Source organism: Streptomyces sp. NPDC048751 (assembly GCF_043198595.1).
Lineage (GTDB): Bacteria > Actinomycetota > Actinomycetes > Streptomycetales > Streptomycetaceae > Streptomyces.
The window spans coordinates 226230-247862 of sequence record NZ_JBICUX010000008.1; the positions used below are offsets into that span (position 1 = coordinate 226230).

General features: G+C 72.4%; 18 protein-coding genes. 13 read left to right on the forward strand and 5 right to left on the reverse strand.

The annotated features are described in order from the left end of the window. Window positions 1-541 precede the first annotated feature (541 nt). Complete coding sequence (locus ACGFNV_RS25895) at window positions 542-1240, reverse strand: gamma-glutamyl-gamma-aminobutyrate hydrolase family protein (RefSeq protein WP_393625376.1); 699 nt, start codon at window positions 1238-1240, stop codon at window positions 542-544. Window positions 1241-1298: 58 nt separating this feature from the next. Continuing rightward, complete coding sequence (locus tag ACGFNV_RS25900; RefSeq protein WP_393625377.1) at window positions 1299-2033, reverse strand: FadR/GntR family transcriptional regulator; 735 nt, start codon at window positions 2031-2033, stop codon at window positions 1299-1301. Window positions 2034-2128: 95 nt separating this feature from the next. On the opposite strand from ACGFNV_RS25900, the gene ACGFNV_RS25905 reads away from it, so the two are divergent. From ACGFNV_RS25905 to ACGFNV_RS25915, 3 genes are read left to right on the forward strand one after another with little or no spacing between them, the layout of a single operon-like run. Beyond that, complete coding sequence (locus tag ACGFNV_RS25905) at window positions 2129-3490, forward strand: glutamine synthetase family protein (RefSeq protein WP_393625378.1); 1362 nt, start codon at window positions 2129-2131, stop codon at window positions 3488-3490. 8 nt (window positions 3491-3498) lie between these two features. After that, the gene (locus tag ACGFNV_RS25910) at window positions 3499-4878 is read left to right on the forward strand and encodes an aldehyde dehydrogenase family protein (protein ID WP_393625379.1); all 1380 of its coding nucleotides are present in this window, start codon (window positions 3499-3501) and stop codon (window positions 4876-4878) included. Beyond that, window positions 4875-5675: a 3-oxoacyl-ACP reductase gene (locus ACGFNV_RS25915; protein WP_133929389.1), complete on the forward strand. Its 801-nt coding sequence runs from the start codon at window positions 4875-4877 to the stop codon at window positions 5673-5675. Before ACGFNV_RS25910 ends, ACGFNV_RS25915 begins: the two co-directional genes overlap by 4 nt. An 81-nt stretch (window positions 5676-5756) precedes the next feature. On the opposite strand, the gene ACGFNV_RS25920 is transcribed toward ACGFNV_RS25915, so the two are convergent. Continuing rightward, a complete protein-coding gene (locus tag ACGFNV_RS25920; protein WP_393625380.1) occupies window positions 5757-6959 on the reverse strand; it encodes an amino acid deaminase/aldolase in 1203 nt (400 codons plus the stop codon). Window positions 6960-8332: 1373 nt separating this feature from the next. Between ACGFNV_RS25920 and ACGFNV_RS25925 the strand changes: the two genes are divergently transcribed. Together ACGFNV_RS25925 and mycP are read left to right on the forward strand one after the other, a co-directional pair. After that, a complete protein-coding gene (locus tag ACGFNV_RS25925; RefSeq protein WP_393625381.1) occupies window positions 8333-10072 on the forward strand; it encodes a hypothetical protein in 1740 nt (579 codons plus the stop codon). After that, a complete protein-coding gene (gene mycP, locus ACGFNV_RS25930; protein ID WP_393625382.1) occupies window positions 10069-11322 on the forward strand; it encodes a type VII secretion-associated serine protease mycosin in 1254 nt (417 codons plus the stop codon). The genes ACGFNV_RS25925 and mycP overlap by 4 nt, the downstream gene beginning before the upstream one ends. An 18-nt stretch (window positions 11323-11340) precedes the next feature. Here mycP and ACGFNV_RS25935 read toward each other — a convergent pair whose 3' ends face one another. Continuing rightward, window positions 11341-12354, reverse strand: a complete 1014-nt coding sequence (locus tag ACGFNV_RS25935; protein ID WP_393625383.1) for a serine hydrolase — start codon at window positions 12352-12354, stop codon at window positions 11341-11343. A gap of 151 nt (window positions 12355-12505) precedes the next feature. Here ACGFNV_RS25935 and ACGFNV_RS25940 point away from each other — a divergent pair, with 151 nt between their 5' ends. Beyond that, complete coding sequence (locus ACGFNV_RS25940; protein ID WP_393625384.1) at window positions 12506-13237, forward strand: SseB family protein; 732 nt, start codon at window positions 12506-12508, stop codon at window positions 13235-13237. A 44-nt stretch (window positions 13238-13281) separates the two neighbouring features. Here ACGFNV_RS25940 and ACGFNV_RS25945 read toward each other — a convergent pair whose 3' ends face one another. Further along, window positions 13282-13638, reverse strand: a complete 357-nt coding sequence (locus ACGFNV_RS25945; RefSeq protein WP_393625385.1) for a DUF1844 domain-containing protein — start codon at window positions 13636-13638, stop codon at window positions 13282-13284. Window positions 13639-14005: 367 nt separating this feature from the next. Here ACGFNV_RS25945 and infC point away from each other — a divergent pair, with 367 nt between their 5' ends. The 7 genes from infC to pheT all read left to right on the forward strand — a co-directional run bounded on the left by infC (window position 14006) and on the right by pheT (window position 21528). After that, on the forward strand, window positions 14006-14704 hold the full coding sequence (gene infC / locus ACGFNV_RS25950) for a translation initiation factor IF-3 (protein WP_393625386.1): 699 nt from the start codon (window positions 14006-14008) through the stop codon (window positions 14702-14704). A 104-nt stretch (window positions 14705-14808) separates the two neighbouring features. Next, on the forward strand, window positions 14809-15003 hold the full coding sequence (gene rpmI, locus ACGFNV_RS25955; protein WP_004933563.1) for a 50S ribosomal protein L35: 195 nt from the start codon (window positions 14809-14811) through the stop codon (window positions 15001-15003). 111 nt (window positions 15004-15114) lie between these two features. Continuing rightward, window positions 15115-15498 (forward strand): 50S ribosomal protein L20, encoded by a 384-nt coding sequence (gene rplT / locus ACGFNV_RS25960; RefSeq protein ID WP_006141703.1) that lies wholly within the window; start codon window positions 15115-15117, stop codon window positions 15496-15498. 181 nt (window positions 15499-15679) lie between these two features. Further along, entirely contained in the window at window positions 15680-16531 is an 852-nt protein-coding gene (locus ACGFNV_RS25965; RefSeq protein ID WP_393625387.1) for a TrmH family RNA methyltransferase, read from the forward strand. A gap of 53 nt (window positions 16532-16584) precedes the next feature. Beyond that, on the forward strand, window positions 16585-17733 hold the full coding sequence (locus ACGFNV_RS25970) for an ATP-binding protein (protein ID WP_393625388.1): 1149 nt from the start codon (window positions 16585-16587) through the stop codon (window positions 17731-17733). Between the two features lie 151 nt (window positions 17734-17884). Continuing rightward, on the forward strand, window positions 17885-19006 hold the full coding sequence (gene pheS, locus ACGFNV_RS25975) for a phenylalanine--tRNA ligase subunit alpha (protein ID WP_393625389.1): 1122 nt from the start codon (window positions 17885-17887) through the stop codon (window positions 19004-19006). Further along, the gene (gene pheT, locus ACGFNV_RS25980) at window positions 19006-21528 is read left to right on the forward strand and encodes a phenylalanine--tRNA ligase subunit beta (RefSeq protein ID WP_393625390.1); all 2523 of its coding nucleotides are present in this window, start codon (window positions 19006-19008) and stop codon (window positions 21526-21528) included. The genes pheS and pheT overlap by 1 nt, the downstream gene beginning before the upstream one ends. Window positions 21529-21633 lie beyond the last annotated feature (105 nt).

A 21633-nucleotide genomic window follows, 5' to 3' on the forward strand; every position in this document is an offset into this window, starting at 1 on the left:
AGGGAGGACACTTTCGGACCAGCTCCGCACGGATGAGCCGCCAGCCGCCGCTTGTGCCGTTGCCCCTGAAGCGACGGCGAACGCGCAAGCGAGTGCCGATGCGGTGGCGCCTTTGATGAATGCGTGCACGAAGTCAGCTCCAGTTCCCGGGGGGTGAGTCCTCCCGTCACCCTTTAAATGCTTCGAGGCGCTGGTTATGTGACACATGGCGACTCTTTCCCGTGCCGCCCCTTCCCGTTCCAAGGGGTGTCAGCGGGGCCATCGAGCCGTGGGGACGTGGTCGTACGAAATTCGTGGAAGGCCCGCGAGGCGCTCCGGCCCCGGTGCGCCGGCCCGCCCGACGGAGTCGTGCCCCGTACCCGGGGAACGCGCTCGGGCGCACTCCTTCCCGGGACGGCTCGCTGCAGGCGGTGTACCTGCCGTGTGCCATCGGGGCCGGCTCCCCGATCCGGCGCGGCGCCCGTCGGCCGCGGCGCTCCCCCCGGCATCCCCACCGTCCGCGCCTTCCAACGGGCCCAGGGCGAGGCCGCGCTGGACTGGCTCAGGGAGCGGGCCGGGAAGCGGCCGTGACCAGAGCCCGCATCACCCGTACGTCCTCGTCCATCTCCGGATGCCACTGCACGCCCAGGACCCATCCCGAGTCGGAGGACAGCTCCACCGCCTCCACCGTCCCGTCCGCCGCGTACGCCGACGGGAGCAGGCCCGCGCCGAGGCGGTCCACCGCCTGGTGGTGGTAGGTCGGCACGGTGGTCTCCTCGGGGACGGCCTGCGCGTAGAGCGTGCCCGGGACCGGCTTGACCGGGTGGCCGCCGAAGACGCCGACCACCTCGGCGTGCCCCTCCAGGTGCTGGACGAGCGTGCCGCCGAGGGCGACGTTCAGGAGCTGCATGCCCCGGCAGATGCCCAGCAGCGGCACACCGGACGCCAGCGCCGCCTCGATCAGGGCCAGCTCCCACGCGTCCCGCTCCCGCGCCGGCGGCCCCGTCCGAGGATCGCGCTCGGCGCCGTAGCGCAGCGGGTCGACGTCCGGGCCGCCCGCGATCACGAGGCCGTCGAGGCGGGCCACGGTCGCGGCCGCGTGCTCGGGCGCGTCCGGGGGGAGCATGGCGGCCAGGCCGCCGGCCCGCTGCACCAGCCGCGGATACCCCACCGGAAGCAGGGCCGCCTCCAGCTCCCACACACCCCAACGCGCCCCGGACTCGAGGTACGTACTGACGCCGATCAGCGGCCTGTCACCCATGTGCCCCTCCACCCCTTCAATGGACCACGTGCATACCTTTCCAGGGTATGCGCGGTCCTCACGTCAGGAATCCCCTGAGCAGCGCCGCCGTCCCCGCGCAGTGCTCCCGCATCATCTCCCGCGCCCCGTCCGCGTCCCCGTCGAGCACCGCCTCGACCAGCGCGATGTGCTGACGCTGCGAGTGTTCCAGGTTGCGCACGAGCAGCGGGATGCAGTCCAGCAGGTCGTTCACCGTGGCCCGGACCGCCGCGTACTGCGCCGTGAGCGACGGCGAGCCGCACAGCTCGGCCAGGGTGAGGTGGAGCATCGTGTCCAGGCGCCGGTAGTCCGTCAGCGGCGCGTCGTGGGTGCGGGTCAGCGCCTCGCGCAGCCGTACCGCCTGCTCGTCCGTCAGCCCGTGCGCCGCGCACAGCCCCGCCGCGCCCACCTCCAGCACCTCACGGAAGCGCAGCACGTCCTCGACGTCCACCTCGGCGATCCGGCGCCGCAGCTCGTCCTCGCCGCCGGCGTCCGTACGGGGCAGCACGAACGTTCCGCCGTACCGCCCGCGCCGCGACTCCACCAGCCCCTGGTCCTGGAGCACCTTCAGCACCTCGCGCAGCGTCACCCGGCTGATCCCGAGCCGCTCCGCCAGCTCCCGCTCGGCCGGCAGCCGCTCGCCCCCCGGCACCAGGCCGAGCCGCAGCACCTGGAGGATCTGCTCCAGCGCCTCTTCGAAGCCGTTGCCCGCCCTGACCGGCCGCAGCACCGGAGTCAACCGGTCGTCCGGGCCGCCGTCAGTGTCCACCGACATGTGGCCGAGCCCCCTTCCCAAGCAATGGTTCTGAGCAATACCTTATGGCTCCCGGCCCGGTCGGAAAAACGCGCAGCAGCCGAAGGAGCACTCCCGTGGCAGACCGCACACCCCCGCTCAGCGTCGAGGAGCTGCACGCCCTCGTCGCGAGCGGTGAGATCGACACTGTCGTCCTGGCCTTCCCCGACATGCAAGGGCGCCTCCAGGGCAAGCGCTTCGCCGCCCGGTTCTTCCTCGACGAGGTCCTCCACCACGGCACCGAGGGCTGCAACTACCTCCTCGCCGTCGACACCGAGATGAACACCGTCGACGGCTACGCCATGTCCTCCTGGGACCGCGGCTACGGCGACTTCGCCATGCACCCCGACCTCGCCACCCTGCGCCGCGTGCCCTGGAACGCCGGCACCGCCCTGCTCATCGCCGACCTCGCCTGGAACGACGGCTCCCCGGTGGTCGCCGCGCCCCGCCAGATCCTGCGCCGCCAGCTTCAGCGCCTCGCCGAGCACGGCTTCAGCGCCCAGGTCGGCACCGAGCTGGAGTTCATCGTCTTCAAGGACACCTACGAGCAGGCCTGGGACGCGAACTACCGCGGACTGACCCCGGCGAACCAGTACAACATCGACTACTCCGTCCTCGGCACCGGCCGCATCGAACCCCTGCTGCGCCGCATCCGCAACGACATGGCCGGCGCCGGCCTCACCGTCGAGTCCGCCAAGGGCGAGTGCAACCCCGGCCAGCACGAGATCGCCTTCCGCTACGACGAGGCCCTCGTCACCTGCGACCAGCACGCCATCTACAAGACCGGCGCCAAGGAGATCGCCGCCCAGGAGGGCGTCTCGCTGACCTTCATGGCCAAGTACAACGAGCGGGAGGGCAACTCCTGCCACATCCACCTCTCGCTGGCGGACGCGGACGGCCGTAACGCCATGGCGGCGGCCGACGGCGGCATGTCCGACGTCATGCGGCACTTCCTCGCCGGACAACTCGCCGCGCTCCGCGACTTCTCGCTCCTCTACGCGCCCCACATCAACAGCTACAAGCGGTTCCAGCCGGGCTCCTTCGCCCCCACCGCCGTCGCCTGGGGCCACGACAACCGCACCTGCGCGCTCCGGGTCGTCGGCCACGGCCGCTCCCTGCGCTTCGAGAACCGGCTGCCCGGCGGCGACGTCAACCCGCACCTCGCCGTCGCCGGCCTGGTCGCGGCCGGGCTGTACGGCATCGAGCAGAAACTGGAGCTGCCCGAGGCCTGTCCCGGCAACGCCTACACCGCCGAGTACGCACACGTCCCCACCACGCTCCGCGAGGCCGCCGAGCTCTGGGAGAACAGCCCGATCGCCCTGGCCGCCTTCGGCGAGGAGGTCGTCGCGCACTACCGCAACATGGCGCGCGTCGAGGTGGAGGCCTTCGACGCCGCGGTGACCGACTGGGAGCTGCGCCGCTCCTTCGAACGCATGTGAGGCATCCCTTGTCGCAACTGTACGAACTCGACGTCCTCAACCCGGCGACGGAAGAGGTGATCGCGACCGTCCCGGGAGCCGTGGAGCAGGACGTGGACGCCGCCGTCCGCCGGGCCTCGAAGGCCCAGACGACATGGGCGGCTCTCGCACCCGCCGACCGGGCCCGGCTGCTGCGCCGCTTCGCCGTCGTGGTCGACGAACACCGCGAGGAGCTCGCCCGGTTGGAGGTCCGGGAGGCCGGCCACACCATCGGCAACGCCCGCTGGGAGGCGGGCAACGTCCGTGACCTGCTCGACTACGCGGCCGGGGGAGTCGAGCGGCTGACCGGCCGTCAGATCCCGGTCGCGGGCGGCCTCGACGTCACCCTCCTCGAACCGCTCGGCGTCGTGGGCGTCATCGCCCCCTGGAACTTCCCGATGCCCATCGCCGCCTGGGGCACGGCACCCGCCCTCGCGGCCGGCAACGCGGTCCTTCTCAAGCCCGCCGAGACCACCCCGCTCACCGCGCTCCGCCTCGCCGAACTCGCCCTGGAGGCAGGACTTCCCGAGCACCTCTTCCAGGTGCTGCCCGGCCGCGGCGACATCGCGGGCGACTCCCTCGTACGCCACCCGGGCGTCGCCAAGATCGTGTTCACCGGCTCCACCCGCGTCGGCAAGCGCATCATGGCGCTCTGCGCCGACCAGGTGAAGCGCGTCACCCTCGAACTCGGCGGCAAGAGCCCCAACATCGTCTTCGCCGACGCCGACCTGGAGGCCGCCGCGGCCGCCGCCCCGATGTCCTTCCTCGACAACTCCGGCCAGGACTGCTGCGCCCGCACCCGCGTCCTGGTCCAGCGCACCGCGTACGACCGCTTCCTGGAGCTCCTCACCCCCGCGATCGAGTCCGTCGTCGTCGGCGACCCGGCGGACGAGAAGACGGACATGGGCCCGCTCATCTCCCGGGCCCAACTGGACCGGGTGCGCTCGTACGTCACGGACGACCTGGACGGCATCCGCGGCAAGGCCCCCGAAGGCCCCGGCTTCTGGTACCCGCCCACCGTACTCACCGGTGTCGACCCGCACGCGCGCGTGGCCGTCGAGGAGGTCTTCGGTCCCGTCGCCGTGGTCCTGCCCTTCGACGACGAGGCCGACGCCGTGGCCCTCGCCAACGCCACCGAGTACGGCCTCTCCGGCTCCATCTGGACCCGGGACGTGGGCCGCGCCCTGCGCGTCTCGCAGGCCGTCCGCGCGGGCAACCTGTCCGTCAACTCGCACTCCAGCGTCCGCTACTGGACCCCCTTCGGCGGCTACAAGCAGTCCGGCGTCGGCCGCGAGCTCGGCCCGGACGCCCTGACCGCCTTCACCGAAACCAAGAACGTCTTCATCAGCACGGAGGGCCCCGCACAGTGACCGCAGAGACTTCAGAGGCCTCGGGCAGCGTCTGCCGCCGCCTCGTCGGCCGTACCGCCGTCATCACCGGAGCCGGCAGCGGCATCGGCCTCGCCACCGCGCGCCGGCTCGCCTCCGAGGGCGCGCACGTCGTCTGCGGCGACGTCGACGAGGCCCGCGGCAAGGCCGCCGCCGAGGAAACCGGCGGGATCTTCGTGAAGGTCGACGTCACCGACCCCGAGCAGGTCGAGGGCCTCTTCAAGACGGCCTACGACACCTACGGCAGCGTCGACATCGCCTTCAACAACGCCGGCATCTCCCCGCCCGACGACGACTCCATCCTGGAGACCGGCCTCGAGGCGTGGAAGCGTGTCCAGGAGGTCAACCTGACCTCCGTCTACCTGTGCTGCAAGGCCGCCATCCCCTACATGCGGCGCCAGGGCAAGGGGTCGATCATCAACACGGCGTCCTTCGTGGCGAGGATGGGCGCCGCCACCTCCCAGATCTCCTACACGGCGTCCAAGGGCGGTGTACTCGCCATGTCCCGCGAACTGGGCGTGCAGTTCGCGCGGGAGGGCATCCGCGTGAACGCCCTGTGCCCGGGCCCGGTCAACACCCCCCTGCTGCAGGAGCTGTTCGCGAAGGACCCGGAGCGGGCCGCGCGCCGCCTGGTGCACATCCCCCTCGGCCGGTTCGCCGAGGCCGAGGAGATCGCCGCCGCGGTCGCCTTCCTGGCCAGCGACGACTCCTCGTTCGTCAACGCCTCCGACTTCCTGGTGGACGGCGGCATCTCCGGGGCGTACGTGACGCCGCTGTAGGCCGTGCCGGCGGGGGTGTGGGGCAACGGCATCGGCTCGGATCGGATCGGCTCGTCGTCCGAGCCGTGAGCCGCGGGTGACCTACAGGAACGTCTGCCCCTCACCCCGGTACGTCGGGACGGTCGCCGTCACCGCGTCCCCCTCGATCAGGTGCAGCCGCTCGAACCGCTCGCACAGCTCGCCGGCCTTGGCGTGCCGAAACCACACCTTGTCGCCGATCAGCAGGTCGTCGGCGGGGGAGCCGAGCAGCGGGGTCTGCACCTCGCCGGGCCCCTCCTGGGCGTCGTAGCGCAGCCCCTCGGGCAGGTACGGCACCGGGAGCCGGTCACGCCCCGGCGCACCGGAGGCGGGGTAGCCACCGCCGAGCACCGTCACGACCCCGACGCCCGGACGCCGCACGACGGGCTGGGCGAACAGCGCGGCCGGACGCCCGCTGAACGACGTGTAGTTGTCGAACAGGCGCGGCACGTACAGTCCCGAGCCCGCCGCGATCTCGGTGACCGAGTCCTCCGCGGCGGTGCTCTGCACACTGCCGGTGCCGCCGCCGTTGACGTACTCCAGGTCGGGCACGACGGCCCGCACCGCGCGCACCACCGCGGCGCGCCGCTCGGCGAGCTCGCGGCGCGCGGTGGCCTGCATCAGCCTGATCGCCCGCGAGCGCAGCGGCCGCCCGGAGACCGCGTCGCCGACACCGGCGATGTGACCCTCGTACGCCATGATCCCGACGACCTTGAAACCGGGCCGCCGCGCCACCGCGCGCGCCAGGTCGGCGACCTGGGCCGGGGAGTGCAGCGGGGAGCGCAGGGCACCGACCCGCAGACGTCCGCCGAGCAGCTTGAGGGACGTGTCCAACTCCAGGCACACACGCACGACTTCGCGTCCGCCGGCCCGGGAGGCGTCGATGAGGTCGAGCTGGGAGGTGTCGTCGACCATGACGGTGACGGCGGCGGCGAGCTTGGGGTCGCCGGCGAGTTCGGCGAACCCGGTGCGGTCGGCCGACGGATAGGCCAGCAGGATGTCCTCGAACCCCGAGCGCGCCAGCCACAGCGACTCGGCGAGCGTGAAGGACATGATGCCCGCGAACCCGTCCCTCGCCAGAACCCTCTCCAGCAGGGTTCGGCAGCGTACGGACTTGCTGGCGACGCGGATCGGCTTCCCGCCGGCCCGGCGGACCAAGTCGTCCGCGTTGGCGTCGAAGGCGTCCAGGTCCACGATCGCGAGTGGAGCGTCGAGGTGGGCGGTGGCCCGGTCGTAACGGGCCCGGTCGGCGGCGCGCGCAGTCATGAACGCAGCCTGCCAGACTGGATTACCGCGGGGTAGGGGGACGTTCCGGGCAGATGCCACAGGGGTGCGGGACTGGTTCCCGTTTGCGCAGGAACAAGCCGTAGAGTGACGCGCACGCACGGAGGATCGACGCCGGTGGGACGCCCGCGCCGGGATGCGGGTCCGCCCGTGCGGGTATGCGTGCCCGGGACGGATTCCGCTCCGGGCTGCTCCGGGCACGAAACTGTTACGGCCCACGCAGTTCGAAGTCGGCCCGGGCATGAGGAAACGGGGGGTGCATGAGCACGGAAGCGCGCCGCGCCTCTTTCCCGCCACGCCCCTCGACTCCACCGCCGCCTGTGCATCCCCCCGCTGCGGATACGTCCGACGACTCGACGGGGGGCCGGTCGGCTCAGGGGAGCGGGTCCCAGGGCGCCGGCCCGGACCGGAACGGCCCGGCCGCCCCGGGGACCTCGGTCTCGGGCACGGGTGCCTGGCCGGCCGGCGACCCGGAGGGTCCCTCTGTGCAGCGCGGGTCGGCAGGTCACGGCGAGCCGGGTGGGGGTGCGGGTGCGCCCGTGAGTGACTGGCAGGGGTTTTTCGGCTCGCGTGTGCGGGGCGCGGAGGGGGCTTCGGGTTCGCGGGTGCCGGTGTCTGGTGACGGCCGGGGTGGCTTTTTTGGTTCGCGTGCGGGGGATGTGGAGGCTTCTTCGGGTTCGCGGGTGCCGGTGCCTGGTGATGGTCGGGGTGGCTTCCTTGGTTCGCGGGTCGGGGACGTGGAGGGTTCCGCGGGCTCGCGGGTGCCGGTGTCCGGTGACGAGCGGGGCGGTTTCTTCGGGGCGCGTGCGTCGGGTGCGGTGAGCCCTGCCGACTCGCCGCCGCCGCCGCCCGCCTCGGCTCGCTTCCCCGACACGGCTCCGACGGCGGGACGCATTCCCACCGGCCCGGACGTGCAGCGGAGCAGGACCTCCGGCACGCGTGCGGAAGGTGGGCAGGAGGGGGTTCCCTCGGGTTCCCCGGACGACACCGCGCCGCGTGGTGTCCCGCCGAGGCCGAGCCACCGGCCCGCCGCGGCGCCTCCGTCGAGCCACCGGTCCGCCGCGGCGCCTCCGTCGAGCCACCGGTCCGCCGCGGCGCCTCCGTCGAGCCACCGGTCCGCCGCCGCGCCGACGCCGAACGCCGGTACGCCCGCCGAGACCTCGCCGGTGACCCCGACTCCCCGGCCCGCCGCCGGAGACCCGGCCCCCAACGCCGCCCACCGGGACCCCGCACCCGCTGCGCCCACGCGCCGCCCTGCCGCACAGCCGAACCCTGACCCAGGCGCCGGCCCCACAGGGCGCCCCGGTTCGCCGTCCCCGTCCGCGCCGGACGTTCGCCCACCCTCCGAGCCACCGATGTCGGCGCGCCGCCCGGGCGCCGGTGTCCCGTCCGCGCCGGACGCGCGTTCGGCGTCTGCGCCCGAGTCGGTGCGCCGCCCGGGCACCGGTGCCCCGCCCGCGTCGGGCGTCCCCTCGGCCTCCGAAGGGCGTGGCCGGGTTCCCGGCTCGCCGTCCGCGACGGACACGCGGGCAGCCGCCCACGTCGCGTCCGCCCCGGACATCCGGCCGTTCTCTGAGCAGCCCCTGTCGGGCGGCCACGCCGGTGCCTCATCCGCGGCCGACACCCGTTCCTCCTCCGAGCCGCCCATGTCGGTGCGCCGCCCCGGTACCGGTGCCTCACCCGTGCCGGACACCTTCGGGCCGCCCATGTCGGTACGCCGTCCGGACACCGGTGTCGCATCCGTGCCGGAGGCCCGCCCGTCCTCCGAGCAGCCCGCGTCCGTGCGCCGCCCCGGTACCGGTGCCCCGCCCGCCCAGGACACCCGCTCTGCCTCCGACGCCCCCGGCGCCGAGCGTCGCGCGGCTGCCGGGCCGGGCGCCGTCGCGGGTGCGCGCCCGCCCGCCTCCGTGCCCCGGCCTACCGGCGCACCCAGGACCGGCGGAGTGACTCCCGGGCACCGCCCCGGCGGCCCAGTCGTGCCGCCCCGGCCCGACACCCCGCCCCGGCCGACCACGGCACCCAGGCCCAACACCGCACCCCAGCCCAGCGCCGAGCCCCGCTCCGGCACAGCAACTCCGCCCAACCCCGTACCCCGGCCCAACGCTGCACCGCGGCCCGCCACCGCCCCCTCGCCCACCACCGCACCCCGCCCCAGCACAGCAACCCCGCCCCGCACCACCCCCCGACCCACCATCCCGCCCCGCCCCCCACGCACCCCCGAATCCCCCGGCGTGGTCCCCGACCCCGCGCTCTCCTGGAGTGCCCCCATGGCGCCGAACTCCGGGCGGCCGGTGGTGAGTCTCGGGGAGCCTGAGCTGTTCGACGACAGGCCCCGGAGGTTGTCGTTGCGGTCGCGGGGTGTTGCCGCGGGGGCGTGTCTTGTGCTCGGACTGGGGCTCATCGGTGGCGCGGTGACCGGGAGTTGGCTCGTCGGGGGTTCCGGTGAGGGCGGTGAGCGGAGCGCGTACGTCGCGGCCGGGAGCCTGTGGCACAACGTGCCCGTGGACCAGCTGTTCCCGCCCACCGTGGCGGGGCGAGGGGCCGGTCCCGGCGGCGCCGACCGCGCCTGGACGCGGATCGCCGTCGCCCCGGACAGCGGCTGCGCCGACGCCTTCGACCCGCTGCTGAGCAAGGTCCTCGCCCCCGTCGGCTGCGAACGCCTCCTGCGCGCCACCTACACCGACGCCACCCAGAGCTACGTCACCACCGTCGGCCTCCTCTTCACCGACGCCGACGCCGCCACCATGCGCTCCCTCGCCACCAGGTTCAAGAAGGAGGGCCTGGCCACCCGTACCGACCTCATGCCGCGCCCGTACGCCGCCAAGGACACCGTCGCCGCCGCCTTCGGCGACCGACAGCGCGCCTCCTGGACCATCTCCGTCCTCACCGACGCCCCCGTCGTCGTGTACGCCGTCTCCGGCTGGGCCGACGGCCGTCCCGTCGACGCCGCGCAACCCGCCCAGGAGGCCATGGAGTCCGACTCCACCACGGCCCCCTCCCAGGCCGGCCTCGGCAACGAGGCGCAGGGCCTCGCCGACCGCATCGAACGCGGCATCCGGAGAACGGCCACCTCGCCCACGGAGCAGCCCTCATGAGCAGCAGCCGTACGACGCCCGGGACCGGCCTCCCCAGTGGCAACCGCAGCCGCACCCGCCGCCGTGTCGGCCTCCTCGGCTGTCTCCTCGCCGCCACCGTCGCCCTCGTCCCCGCCACCCCCGCGTACGCCGACGGCATCCGCGCCCAGCAGTGGGCCCTGGACGCCATGCACACCCGGGAGGCCTGGCAGACCACCAAGGGCCGGGGCATCACCGTCGCCGTCCTCGACACCGGGGTGGAGGCCGACCACCCGGACCTGGAAGGCAACGTCCTCACCGGCAAGGACATGATCGGTTTCGGCGCCGAACCGGGCGACCGCGCCTGGGCCCGGCACGGCACCGCGATGGCCGGCATCATCGCCGGCCACGGCCATGGGTCCGGCGACGCCGACGGCGTCATGGGCATCGCCCCGGAGGCGAAGATCCTCCCCGTCCGTGTGATCCTCGAGGACGGCGACTCCGCCCGCGCCGAGGCCCGCCGCACCCGGGGCAACGCCCTCGCCGAGGGCATCCGCTGGGCCGCCGACCAGGGCGCCGACGTCATCAACCTCTCCCTGGGCGACGACTCCGCCTCCGCGCACCCCGAAGCCGCCGAGGACGAGGCCGTCCAGTACGCCCTGGAGAAGGGCTCCGTCGTCGTCGCCTCGGCCGGCAACGGCGGCGAGAAGGGCGACCACATCTCCTACCCGGCCGCCTACCCGGGCGTCATAGCCGCCACCGCCGTCGACAAGTACGGCACCCGCGCCTCCTTCTCCACCCGCCGCTGGTACGCCACGGTCAGCGCCCCCGGCGTCAACGTCGTCATCGCCGACCCCGACCACAGGTACTACGAGGGCTGGGGAACCTCCGCCGCCTCCGCCTTCGTCTCCGGCGCGGTCGCGCTCATCAAGGCCGCCCACCCCGGGCTGACCCCCGCCCAGATCAAGAAGCTCCTCGAGGACACCGCCCGCGACGCCCCCAGCGGCGGCCGCGACGACTCCCGCGGCTACGGCTTCATCGACCCGGCCGCCGCCATCAAGGCCGCCGCCCGCCTCAAACCTGAGGGCCTCCGGTCGACCACGTACGGCAACCGGTACTTCGGCTCCGGCCCGGACGCCCCCGCGGACGACGACCCCACGGCCGGCTGGGCGGGCCCCCTCGCCGGCGGCGCCGGCGGACTGCTGCTGGTGGCGGCGGTCTTCATGTGGCGCACCCGCCGCCGACCGGAGCCCGGCGACTCCTACGACTACGACTCCTACGACTCGGTCTAGGCCACCGGCCCACCCCGATCAGCGGGACGTCGACGCCGACTCCTTCGCGGCCGTGCCCTCCTCACCGAACACCGGCACCGCCGCCTTCGCCGCCGCCTCCACCAGCGCGATCCCCTTCTCCATCGTGCTGTCGCCGTGGGACAGCACGGCCACCAGGCAGGCGTGGCCGTCGACCGTCACCCGCCCGATGCTGTTGACGTCCCACAGCCCGGTCGCACTCCGCTCCAGCCAGCCGTTCTTCAGCGCCCACGCGGAGCCGTCGGCTGCGGCGGACACACCCCAGTGCTGGTCGGCGGCTATCCGCCCCATCAGCCCGCCCAGATACGCCCGCGACGCCTCGCTCAGCTCCGAGTCGTCCCCGAACACCTGCCGGAGCAGGGTGAGCTGGTCGGCCGCGGTGGTCTGGGTCAGGCCCCACAGCATGTCCTCGCCGCCCTCGGTGTCCGTGAGCCCGAAGCGCTCGTTCGCCGCGTCGAGGCCGTCCGCCTTGCCGATGGCCCGCCACAGCGCCGACGCGGCGGCGTTGTCACTGTTCTCGATCATCACGGTGGCGTACGACTTCTCGCTCGCCGTCAGATGACGGCCCGCGTCCTGTGCCTGGAGCAGCAGCGTGGCCAGGATATCGACCTTGACGATGCTCGCCGTGTCGAAGGTGCCGGTGCCGTACGTCGCGCTCTCGCCGGAGTCCGGGTCGAGCACCGCCACGGACACGCCCGCCCCGTCCTCGACGGACACGGCCTTCATGGCCTCCGCCAACAGGGCGTCGTGGTCCACCCCCGCAGCCACCGCAGCCACCGGACCCACGGGATCCACCGGATCCGCCACAGGTTCCACCGATGCCTCCCGGTCCGTCGGTCGTGAGGAGGAGGCAGAGGACGCGGCACCCGACCCGGAGCGCGCCTGCCCCTTCACGTACACGGTTCCCGCGGCAGTCGCTCCGACGACGGCCACGCAGGCGAGGGCGGTGGCGAGCAGAGGACGGCGCCGGGAGGGACGAGCGCGGCGGCTACGACGGGCTCTGGAAGACTCCATGCCCCGAGAGCCTGGTGGCGCCGACTGTGCGGCCCGTTAGACCGAGGTTAGAGATACGTCAGCGAAAGCTGAGAATCCTGTGAAAGCGGTCACGGCCGCGTTTCCGGGCCCGCACAAGCCCAGCAGCATCCCCCCTATAGGGTCGGTGACCGTGGCGAACAAGAACATTCCCGACCCCGGCTTCTCCGACGACGACGGCTCCGCCGATCCCCGGCTGAGCGCGGCGCTCGCGACCTGGGCCGAGGACCGCACCGCCGTGGGAGCCGTCCTGGAGGCCCTCAAGGGTGCCCGGCTGCTCGTCCCCGTCGTGGCGGTGCTCGGCGAGGTGGAGGAGGACGAGAACGGGCTGCGCCGCGAGAAGACCAGCGACATGGCCGTACCGACCCTGAAGGCCGGGGCCCGGACCGCGCTGCCCGCCTTCACGTCCACAGACTCCCTGGCCCGCTGGGACCCGGCGGCCCGCCCCGTCGCCGTACCCCTGCACCAGGCACTCCAGGCGGCGGCGCACGAGAAGGCCGACACGGTCGTACTCGACCTGGCGGGGCCCGTGCCGTTCGAGCTGACCGGGTCCGCGCTGCTCGCGCTCGCCGAGGGGCGTACGACGGCCGATCCGATCGCCGACCCCGCGGTGGTCGAGGCGGTACGCGCCGCCGTGGCCGCCGAGTCCGCCGTGCTCCGCGCCCACCTCGGCCCCGGGCGGGCCGACGGCACCCTCGCCCTCGTCCTGGACCCGGCCGCCGCACCTGCGGAGGCCGCCCGCGCGGTCGCCGCACGCCTCGCCGCCGACGAAACACTGAGGGCCCGCCTGGTACGCGGCCTCGACCTGGCACTGCTGCCGGCCGGGACGACACCTCCGGGCGAGCCCCTGTACGTGAAGGGCTAGGGCCTGTCCGGCGGATCAAGTCGCAGGAAAGGACAGGCCCTGGGTCAGCCGTAGACCGGGCCGGTGTACTTCTCGCCCGGGCCCTGGCCCGGCTGGTCCGGGACGAGGGAGGCCTCGCGGAAGGCGAGCTGCAGGGACTTGAGGCCGTCGCGCAGCGGGGCCGCGTGGAAGGAGCTGATCTCGGTCGCGCTCGCGTCCAGCAGGCCGGCGAGGGCGTGCACCAGCTTGCGGGCCTCGTCCAGGTCCTTGAACTTGTCGCCCTCCTCGGTCAGCCCGAGCTTCACGGCGGCCGCGCTCATCAGGTTGACGGCGACCGTCACGATCACCTCGACGGCCGGGACCTCGGCGATGTCGCGGGTCATCTCGTCGAAGTCGGCGTTCTCAGGAGGGGTCTCACTCATGCAGGACACGATAGGCCCAGGCCTGTGCCCCCTTGACAGCAGGAGGCGTGAGACACCGGATTCGCGCACGCCTGCCCGAACTGCTAACCTTGTGTGACGACCGGCTGGACATGACTGTGTCCGGCCAACAAGTGGAGGCTCCGAACTCCCACCCGACCGCCCTCCGGGACGGCGGGTCACCCCGGTCAGGCGGCCACCATCGTTCCGTACGGACGATGGAGTCGCCCGAAAGCGCGCCCCGCGGCCATCGCGGCGGTGCTCCGGTAGTGCTTGGAGCCCCGCCTGTGATCGTCCGGGGCATTTTTTCTGCTTCGGCGCGGTTAGGTCTAACTAACAGAGACGTTACGCGGCTGTCCGCCAGACTGCCGTGTGGTGCTACCGAGGAGGATCCATCAGCGCCGAGCCCCGCATCAACGACCGGATTCGCGTTCCCGAGGTGCGACTTGTCGGTCCCAGTGGCGAGCAGGTGGGCATTGTCCCGCTGGCCAAGGCACTGGAGCTTGCGCAGGAGTACGACCTGGACCTGGTCGAGGTCGCGGCGAACGCCCGTCCGCCTGTGTGCAAGCTCATGGACTACGGGAAGTTCAAGTACGAGTCGGCCATGAAGGCCCGTGAGGCGCGCAAGAACCAGGCGCACACGGTCATCAAGGAGATGAAGCTCCGGCCGAAGATCGACCCGCACGACTATGACACCAAGAAGGGTCACGTCGTCCGGTTCCTCAAGCAGGGCGACAAGGTCAAGATCACGATCATGTTCCGTGGTCGCGAGCAGTCCCGGCCCGAGCTGGGCTACCGACTGCTGCAGCGTCTCGCGGAGGACGTCCAGGACCTCGGTTTCGTCGAGTCGAACCCGAAGCAGGACGGCCGAAACATGATCATGGTTCTCGGTCCGCACAAGAAGAAGACCGAGGCGATGGCCGAGGCCCGCCAGGCGCAGGAGGCCCGCAAGGCCGATGCGAAGGCCAACCCCGGTCGCTCGCAGAACGCTGCCGACGCCGATGTCGACACCGACGCCGACGCGGACGTGCAGACCGAGGCGCCTGCCGAGGAGCACGCCGAGGCGTGACCCCCGGGACGTCAGTCCCAGGAAGTAACCGATACAAGACGCTCCACCGTGCCCGGTTTCACGACCGGGCACCGGAGCGCCACCGACGAGGAGAGAACGGCGCTATGCCGAAGAACAAGTCGCACAGCGGTGCCAGCAAGCGCTTCAAGGTCACCGGCTCCGGCAAGGTGCTCCGTGAGCGCGCCGGCAAGCGCCACCTGCTCGAGCACAAGTCGTCCCGCGTGACGCGTCGCCTCACCGGCAACGCCGAGATGGCCCCGGGCGACGCCGCGAAGATCAAGAAGCTTCTCGGCAAGTGACGTCGACGGCGCGTGATCAATCGATCGCCGCGCGCCGTACGTCTGGACCGGGACCCAATCGATTCCGGGCCGTGTGAGTCCACCCACGGCCCCGCTACAAGGAGTTAACAAGTGGCACGCGTCAAGCGGGCAGTCAACGCCCACAAGAAGCGCCGGGCGATCCTCGAGCAGGCCTCCGGCTACCGCGGTCAGCGTTCGCGCCTGTACCGCAAGGCCAAGGAGCAGGTCACCCACTCGCTGGTCTACAACTACAACGACCGCAAGAAGCGCAAGGGTGACTTCCGCCAGCTGTGGATCCAGCGCATCAACGCCGCTGCCCGCGCCAACGGCATCACGTACAACCGCTTCATCCAGGGTCTGAAGGCCGCGAACGTCGAGGTCGACCGCAAGATCCTGGCCGAGCTGGCCGTCAACGACGCCAACGCGTTCGCCGCGCTCGTCGAGGTCGCCCAGAAGGCGCTGCCGAGCGACGTCAACGCGCCGAAGGCGGCGTGACGCTGCGCTGGCTTTGGCCGACGTACTGAGGACCCGCAGGTTTCATGGCCTGCGGGTCCTTTGCTGCTGACGCCCGCCGCGGATCGTCGTTCGGGTGCGAGTCGTCGGTGGCCGGTCGCGCAGTTCCCCGCGCCCCTGAGGGGGGTGCAGTGGCCCACAGGTAATGAAGGTGAACCAGAACATGGCCCCCGCCAGCCCCGAGCTGATCTCCCCCCGCTCCCCCCGCGTCTCCGCCGCCCGGCGGCTCGCTCGGCGGAACTTCCGGGGGAAGGAGCGGCTGTTTCTCGCGGAGGGGCCGCAGGCCGTGCGGGAGGCGGCGGCGTACGGCGAGGGCACCCTGGTGGAGTTGTTCGCCACGCTGGACGCCGCCGAGCGGTACGCGGACATCGTCGGGGAGGCGCGGAGCGCCGGCGCCCGGGTCCACCTCGCCGACGAACAGGTGATCGCCGACATCTCCACGACCGTCACCCCGCAGGGGCTCGTGGGTGTCTGCCGGTTCATCGACACACCGTTCGAGGAGATCCTCGACGCCCGCCCGCAGCTCGTCGCCGTACTCGCGAACGTGCGCGACCCCGGGAACGCCGGCACCGTCCTGCGCTGCGCCGACGCCGCCGGGGCGGAGGCCGTCGTGCTGACCGACGCGTCCGTGGACCTGTACAACCCGAAGGCGGTCAGGGCCTCCGTCGGATCGCTGTTCCATCTGCCCGTCGCCGTGGGCGTGCCCGTGGAGCAGGCGGTCGCCGGGCTGAAGGACGCCGGTGTGCGGATCCTCGCCGCCGACGGAGCCGGCGCGCACGACCTGGACGAGGAGCTCGACAAGGGGGCGATGGGCGGGCCCACCGCGTGGGTCTTCGGGAACGAGGCCTGGGGGCTGCCGGAGGAGACCCGTGCGCTCGCGGACGCCGTCGTACGCGTCCCGATCCACGGAAAGGCCGAGAGCCTGAACCTCGCCACCGCCGCAGCCGTATGTCTCTACGCGTCGGCCCGTGCACAGCGCGCCTCCGGAGGGTGCCGGTCCGTCACCGACAGCTAGTAGGGTGACCAGCTCGGGGGCCCCTCAGTCGTCTGAGAGGTGGGGTACGGGGAATGAGCGTCGGCATGAGCAGTACACGGGAAGCACGAGCCGTGCCGCACGACTCCACGCCCCGGTCGCCCGGTGACCTCGCCGAGTCCGGCATCGATCCCGACGCCCTGCCCGACGGACTCGTCGTCGCCGACGAGCACGGCCGCGTCGTCTGCTTCAACACGGCCGCCGAGCGCATCACCGCCACGGCCGCCGCCCACGCCCTCGGACAGCCGCTGGAGAAGGCCCTCCCGTTAGAGGACCTGGAGGGCCGGCGCTGGTGGCAGCTGACCGATCCGTACCGCGGACTCGCCATCCGGGTCCGACAGCCCGAGCGGAACCTGCTGCTGCCGGGCGGGCGGGAGGTACTCGTCTCCGCGCGCTACATCCGCAGCGAGCCCACCGGGCCCGTCCGCCGGGTCGTCGTCTCGCTCCGGGACACCGAGGCCCGCCGCCGCACCGAGCGCAGCCACGCCGAGCTGATCGCGACCGTGGCGCACGAGCTGCGTTCGCCGCTCACCTCCGTCAAGGGCTTCACCGCCACCCTGCTCGCCAAGTGGGAACGCTTCACCGACGACCAGAAACGCCTGATGCTGGAGACCGTCGACGCCGACGCCGACCGCGTCACCCGCCTCATCGCCGAACTCCTCGACATCTCCAGGATCGACTCCGGCCGGTTGGAGGTCCGCCGCCAGCCCGTCGACATCGGGGCGGCCGTCGGACGGCACATCCAGGCGTACGTCGCCGCGGGCCAGCCCGCCGACCGGTTCCTGCTGCGCATCGAGCAGCCGCTGCCCGCGCTGTGGGCGGACCCCGACAAGATCGACCAGGTGCTCAGCAACCTCCTCGAAAATGCCGTGCGACACGGCGAGGGAACCGTCACCATTGACGTCACGCCCGCCCCGTCCCCGCGTGAAGGCGAGGACGGCGAACACGCGGCCACGTCGGTCGTCGTGCGCGACGAAGGCACCGGCATCCCGGAGGAGTCCATGAACCGCGTCTTCACCCGCTTCTGGCGGGGCAGCAAGCGCGGCGGCACCGGCCTCGGGCTCTACATCGTCAAGGGCATCGTCGAGGCCCACGGCGGCACCATCACGGTCGGCCGCGCCCCCGAGGGCGGCGCGGAGTTCCGATTTACGTTGCCCGTGAGCGCTCCGGCCTATCTCACCTGAGGTCCTCCCGAGCAGCCCGCGGGCGCATTCGCACACCACCACCCCGTTAGACTCGGCCTTTGGCACCTTTGTGTCCCAGAGACGGCCCTCTGATCTCTGAGTGAGTCGGTGACGGGGACCTTCAGCCAGCCAATCGGAAGCACGGGAAGAGATGTCGGCACCGAATAAGTCGTACGACCCTGTAGAGGTCGAGGCGTTGAAACCGGAAGAGATCGAGCGCATGCGGGACGAGGCGCTCGCCGCCTTCGCCGCCGCGGACTCCCTCGACGCGCTCCAGGAGGCCAAGGTCGCCCACACCGGGGGCGCCTCCCCGCTGGCCCTCGCCAACCGCGAGATCGGCGCCCTGCCCCCGCACGCGAAGGCAGCCGCCGGCAAGCTGGTGGGCCAGGCCCGCGGCGCGGTGAACAAGGCGCTCGCAGCCCGCCAGGCCGAGCTGGAGGCCGAGCGCGACGCGCGCGTGCTGGTCGAGGAGGCCGTGGACGTCACGCTGCCCCACGACCGCGTCCCGGCCGGCGCCCGCCACCCGCTCACCACGCTGTCGGACCGCATCGAGGACGTCTTCGTCGCCATGGGCTACGAGGTCGCCGAGGGCCCGCAGGCCGAGGCCGAGTGGTTCAACTTCGACGCCCTGAACATCGGCCCGGACCACCCGGCCCGCGGCGAGGCCGACACCTTCTTCGTGCAAGGCCCGGACGGCGGCACCGAGTCCGGTGTGGTCCTGCGCACCCACACCTCGCCCGTGCAGATCCGCTCCCTGCTGGAGCGCGAGCTGCCGGTGTACGTGATCTGTCCCGGCCGCGTGTACCGCACCGACGAGCTGGACGCCACGCACACCCCGGTCTTCCACCAGGTCGAGCTGCTCGCCGTCGACGAGGGCCTGACCATGGCCGACCTCAAGGGCACCCTCGACCACATGGTCCAGTCGCTGTTCGGCGAGGGCATGAAGACCCGGCTGCGCCCGAACTTCTTCCCGTTCACCGAGCCGTCCGCCGAGATGGACATGGTGTGCTACGTCTGCCGTGGCGAGTCCGTCGGCAACCCCGACCGCCCCTGCCGCACCTGCTCCAGCGAGGGCTGGATCGAGCTCGGCGGCTGCGGCATGGTCAACCCCAAGGTGCTGACCGCCTGCGGCGTCGACCCGGAGAAGTACAGCGGCTTCGCCTTCGGGTTCGGCATCGAGCGGATGCTGATGTTCCGCCACAACGTCGAAGACATGCGAGACATGGTCGAGGGTGACGTCCGGTTCACCCGGCCGTTCGGGATGGAGATCTGATGCGGGTCCCGCTTTCTTGGCTGCGGGAGTACGTCGACCTGCCGGCGACCGAAACCGGCCGTGACGTCCAGGCCAAGCTCATTTCGGCCGGTCTGGAGGTCGAGACCGTCGAGCACCTCGGCGCCGACCTCAAGGGCCCGCTGGTGGTCGGTCAGGTGCTGACCATCGAGGAGCTGGAGGGCTTCAAGAAGCCGATCCGCTTCTGCACCGTCGACGTCGGCCAGGCCAACGGCACCGGTGAGCCCCAGGAGATCGTCTGCGGCGCGCGGAACTTCCAGGTCGGTGACAAGGTCGTCGTGGTCCTCCCCGGCGCCACGCTGCCGGGCGGCTTCTCGATCTCGGCGCGCAAGACCTACGGCAAGACCTCGCACGGCATGATCTGCTCCAGCGGCGAGCTGGGCATGGGCGACGACGGCACCCACGGCATCATCGTGCTGCCGCCCGAGACCGAGGTCGGCAAGGACGCCATCGAGCTGCTCGAGCTGATCGACGAGGTCCTCGACATCGCCGTCACCGCCAACCGCGGCGACTGCCTGTCGATCCGCGGCGTCGCCCGCGAGACCGCCATCGCCTACGGTCTGCCGCTGCGCGACCCCGCGCTGCTCGACGTGCCGGGACCCAACGCCTTCGGCTACCCGGTGAAGGTCTCCGACCCGCTCGGCTGCGACCGCTTCACCGCCCGCACCGTCACCGGACTCGACCACGAGGCCCGCTCCCCGATCTGGCTGCAGCGCCGTCTGCAGAAGGTCGGCATGCGCCCGATCTCCCTCGCCGTCGACGTCACCAACTACGTGATGATGGAGCTAGGCCAGCCGCTGCACGCCTACGACCGCTCGCTCGTCCAGGGCACCATCGGCGTGCGCCGCGCCGAGGAGGGCGAGAAGATCGTCACCCTCGACGGCGTCACCCGCACCCTGCACGCCGAGGACCTGGTCATCACCGACGACCGCGGCCCCATCGGCCTCGCCGGCGTCATGGGCGGCGCGAACACCGAGATCGCGGACCACGACGACTCCGGGGACGCGGCGAACGCCACGACCGACGTGGTCATCGAGGCCGCCCACTTCGACGCGGTCGCCATCGCGCGCACGGCCCGCCGTCACAAGCTGTCCTCCGAGGCGTCCCGCCGCTTCGAGCGCGGTGTCGACCCGCAGGCCGCGGCCGCCGCCGCCCAGCGCACGGTCGACCTGCTGGTGCTGCTCGCGGGCGGCACCGCCGAGGCCGGCGTCACGGAGATCCTCGCGCCGTCCGCGCCGCACACCATCACCGCCCCCGCCGACCACCCGGACAAGGTCGCGGGCGTCACCTACGGCCGTGAGACCGTCGTACGGCGTCTGCAGGAGATCGGCTGTGACGTGTACGGGCAGGACGAGCTGATCGTCACCGTGCCGTCCTGGCGGCCCGACCTCGCCGAGGCCAACGACCTCGCCGAGGAGGTCATCCGCCTGGAGGGCTACGAGAACCTGCCCTCCACGCTGCCCAAGCCCCCGTCGGGCCGCGGCCTCACCCACCGGCAGCGGCTGCACCGCCGGGTCGGCCGGGCACTGGCCGGAGCGGGCTACGTCGAGGCGCCGAACTACCCCTTCGTCAGCGAGCAGGTCTTCGACCAGCTGCTGCTGGCGGCCGACGACCCGGCCCGCCGCGTCGTCAAGCTCGTCAACCCGCTCAACGACGAGGAGCCCGCGCTCCGTACGTCGCTGCTGCCGGGGCTGCTCGGTGCCCTGCGGCGCAACGACGGCCGGGGCACCCACGACCTCGCGCTGTTCGAGACCGGGCTGGTCTTCCACCCGCGCGAGGAGCAGCGCGTCGCCGGGCACCTGCCCGTCGACCGGCGTCCGACCGACGAGGAGCTCGCCGAGCTGAACGCCGTGCTGCCCGAGCAGCCGCGCCATGTCGCCGTCGTCCTCGCGGGCGCCCGCGAGCAGGCCGGCTGGTGGGGCAAGGGCCGTACGGCCGACTGGGCCGACGCCGTCGAGGCGGCGCGCACGGTCGCCCGTGAGACCGGTGCCGAGCTGACCGTCCGCAGCGGGCAGTACGGGCCGTGGCACCCGGGCCGGTGCGCCGAACTCGTCGTCGTCGCCGACGGTACGGAGCGGGTCGTCGGCCACGCGGGTGAGCTGCACCCGCGCGTGGTGAAGGCCCTGGGGCTGCCGGAGCGCACCAGCGCCATGGAGCTGAACCTGGACGCCCTGGAGCAGGCCGGTGACGGCACGCCCCAGGCGCCGAGCATCTCCACGTTCCCCGTGGCCACGCAGGACGTCGCCCTCGTCGTCGACCGGTCCGTACCGCACGCGGACGTCGAGGCGGCGCTGCGTGAGGGCGCGGGTGAACTGCTGGAGGGGATCCGGTTGTTCGACGTGTACGAGAACGCGGAGCAGTTGGGCGAGGGCAAGAAGTCGCTGGCGTACGCGTTGCGGTTCCGGGCGGTCGACCGGACGCTGACGGTCGACGAGGCGTCGGCGGCGCGGGACGCGGCGGTCGCCCTCGCGGGTGAGCGGGCGGGGGCCGTGCTGCGGGGCTAGCCCCCGTACCCCCCATCCGTCACCTCATCGGTTACCTCACTCGATGGAGTGATAAAGGTGGGTGATCTGGCCCTTTTGGGTCAGCTGCCGACAGAATCGGACCGG

Coding starts and splice junctions, on each gene's coding strand:
- ACGFNV_RS25900 (WP_393625377.1), bottom strand. CDS start 2,033: ATGTCGGTGGACACTGACGGCGGCCCGGACGACCGGTTGACTCCGGTG.
- ACGFNV_RS25935 (WP_393625383.1), bottom strand. CDS start 12,354: ATGGAGTCTTCCAGAGCCCGTCGTAGCCGCCGCGCTCGTCCCTCCCGG.
- pheS (WP_393625389.1), top strand. CDS start 17,885: ATGTCGGCACCGAATAAGTCGTACGACCCTGTAGAGGTCGAGGCGTTG.
- pheT (WP_393625390.1), top strand. CDS start 19,006: ATGCGGGTCCCGCTTTCTTGGCTGCGGGAGTACGTCGACCTGCCGGCG.
- ACGFNV_RS25920 (WP_393625380.1), bottom strand. CDS start 6,959: ATGACTGCGCGCGCCGCCGACCGGGCCCGTTACGACCGGGCCACCGCC.
- mycP (WP_393625382.1), top strand. CDS start 10,069: ATGAGCAGCAGCCGTACGACGCCCGGGACCGGCCTCCCCAGTGGCAAC.
- ACGFNV_RS25965 (WP_393625387.1), top strand. CDS start 15,680: ATGGCCCCCGCCAGCCCCGAGCTGATCTCCCCCCGCTCCCCCCGCGTC.
- ACGFNV_RS25945 (WP_393625385.1), bottom strand. CDS start 13,638: ATGAGTGAGACCCCTCCTGAGAACGCCGACTTCGACGAGATGACCCGC.
- ACGFNV_RS25895 (WP_393625376.1), bottom strand. CDS start 1,240: ATGGGTGACAGGCCGCTGATCGGCGTCAGTACGTACCTCGAGTCCGGG.
- ACGFNV_RS25925 (WP_393625381.1), top strand. CDS start 8,333: ATGTCGGCGCGCCGCCCGGGCGCCGGTGTCCCGTCCGCGCCGGACGCG.
- rpmI (WP_004933563.1), top strand. CDS start 14,809: ATGCCGAAGAACAAGTCGCACAGCGGTGCCAGCAAGCGCTTCAAGGTC.
- ACGFNV_RS25970 (WP_393625388.1), top strand. CDS start 16,585: ATGAGCGTCGGCATGAGCAGTACACGGGAAGCACGAGCCGTGCCGCAC.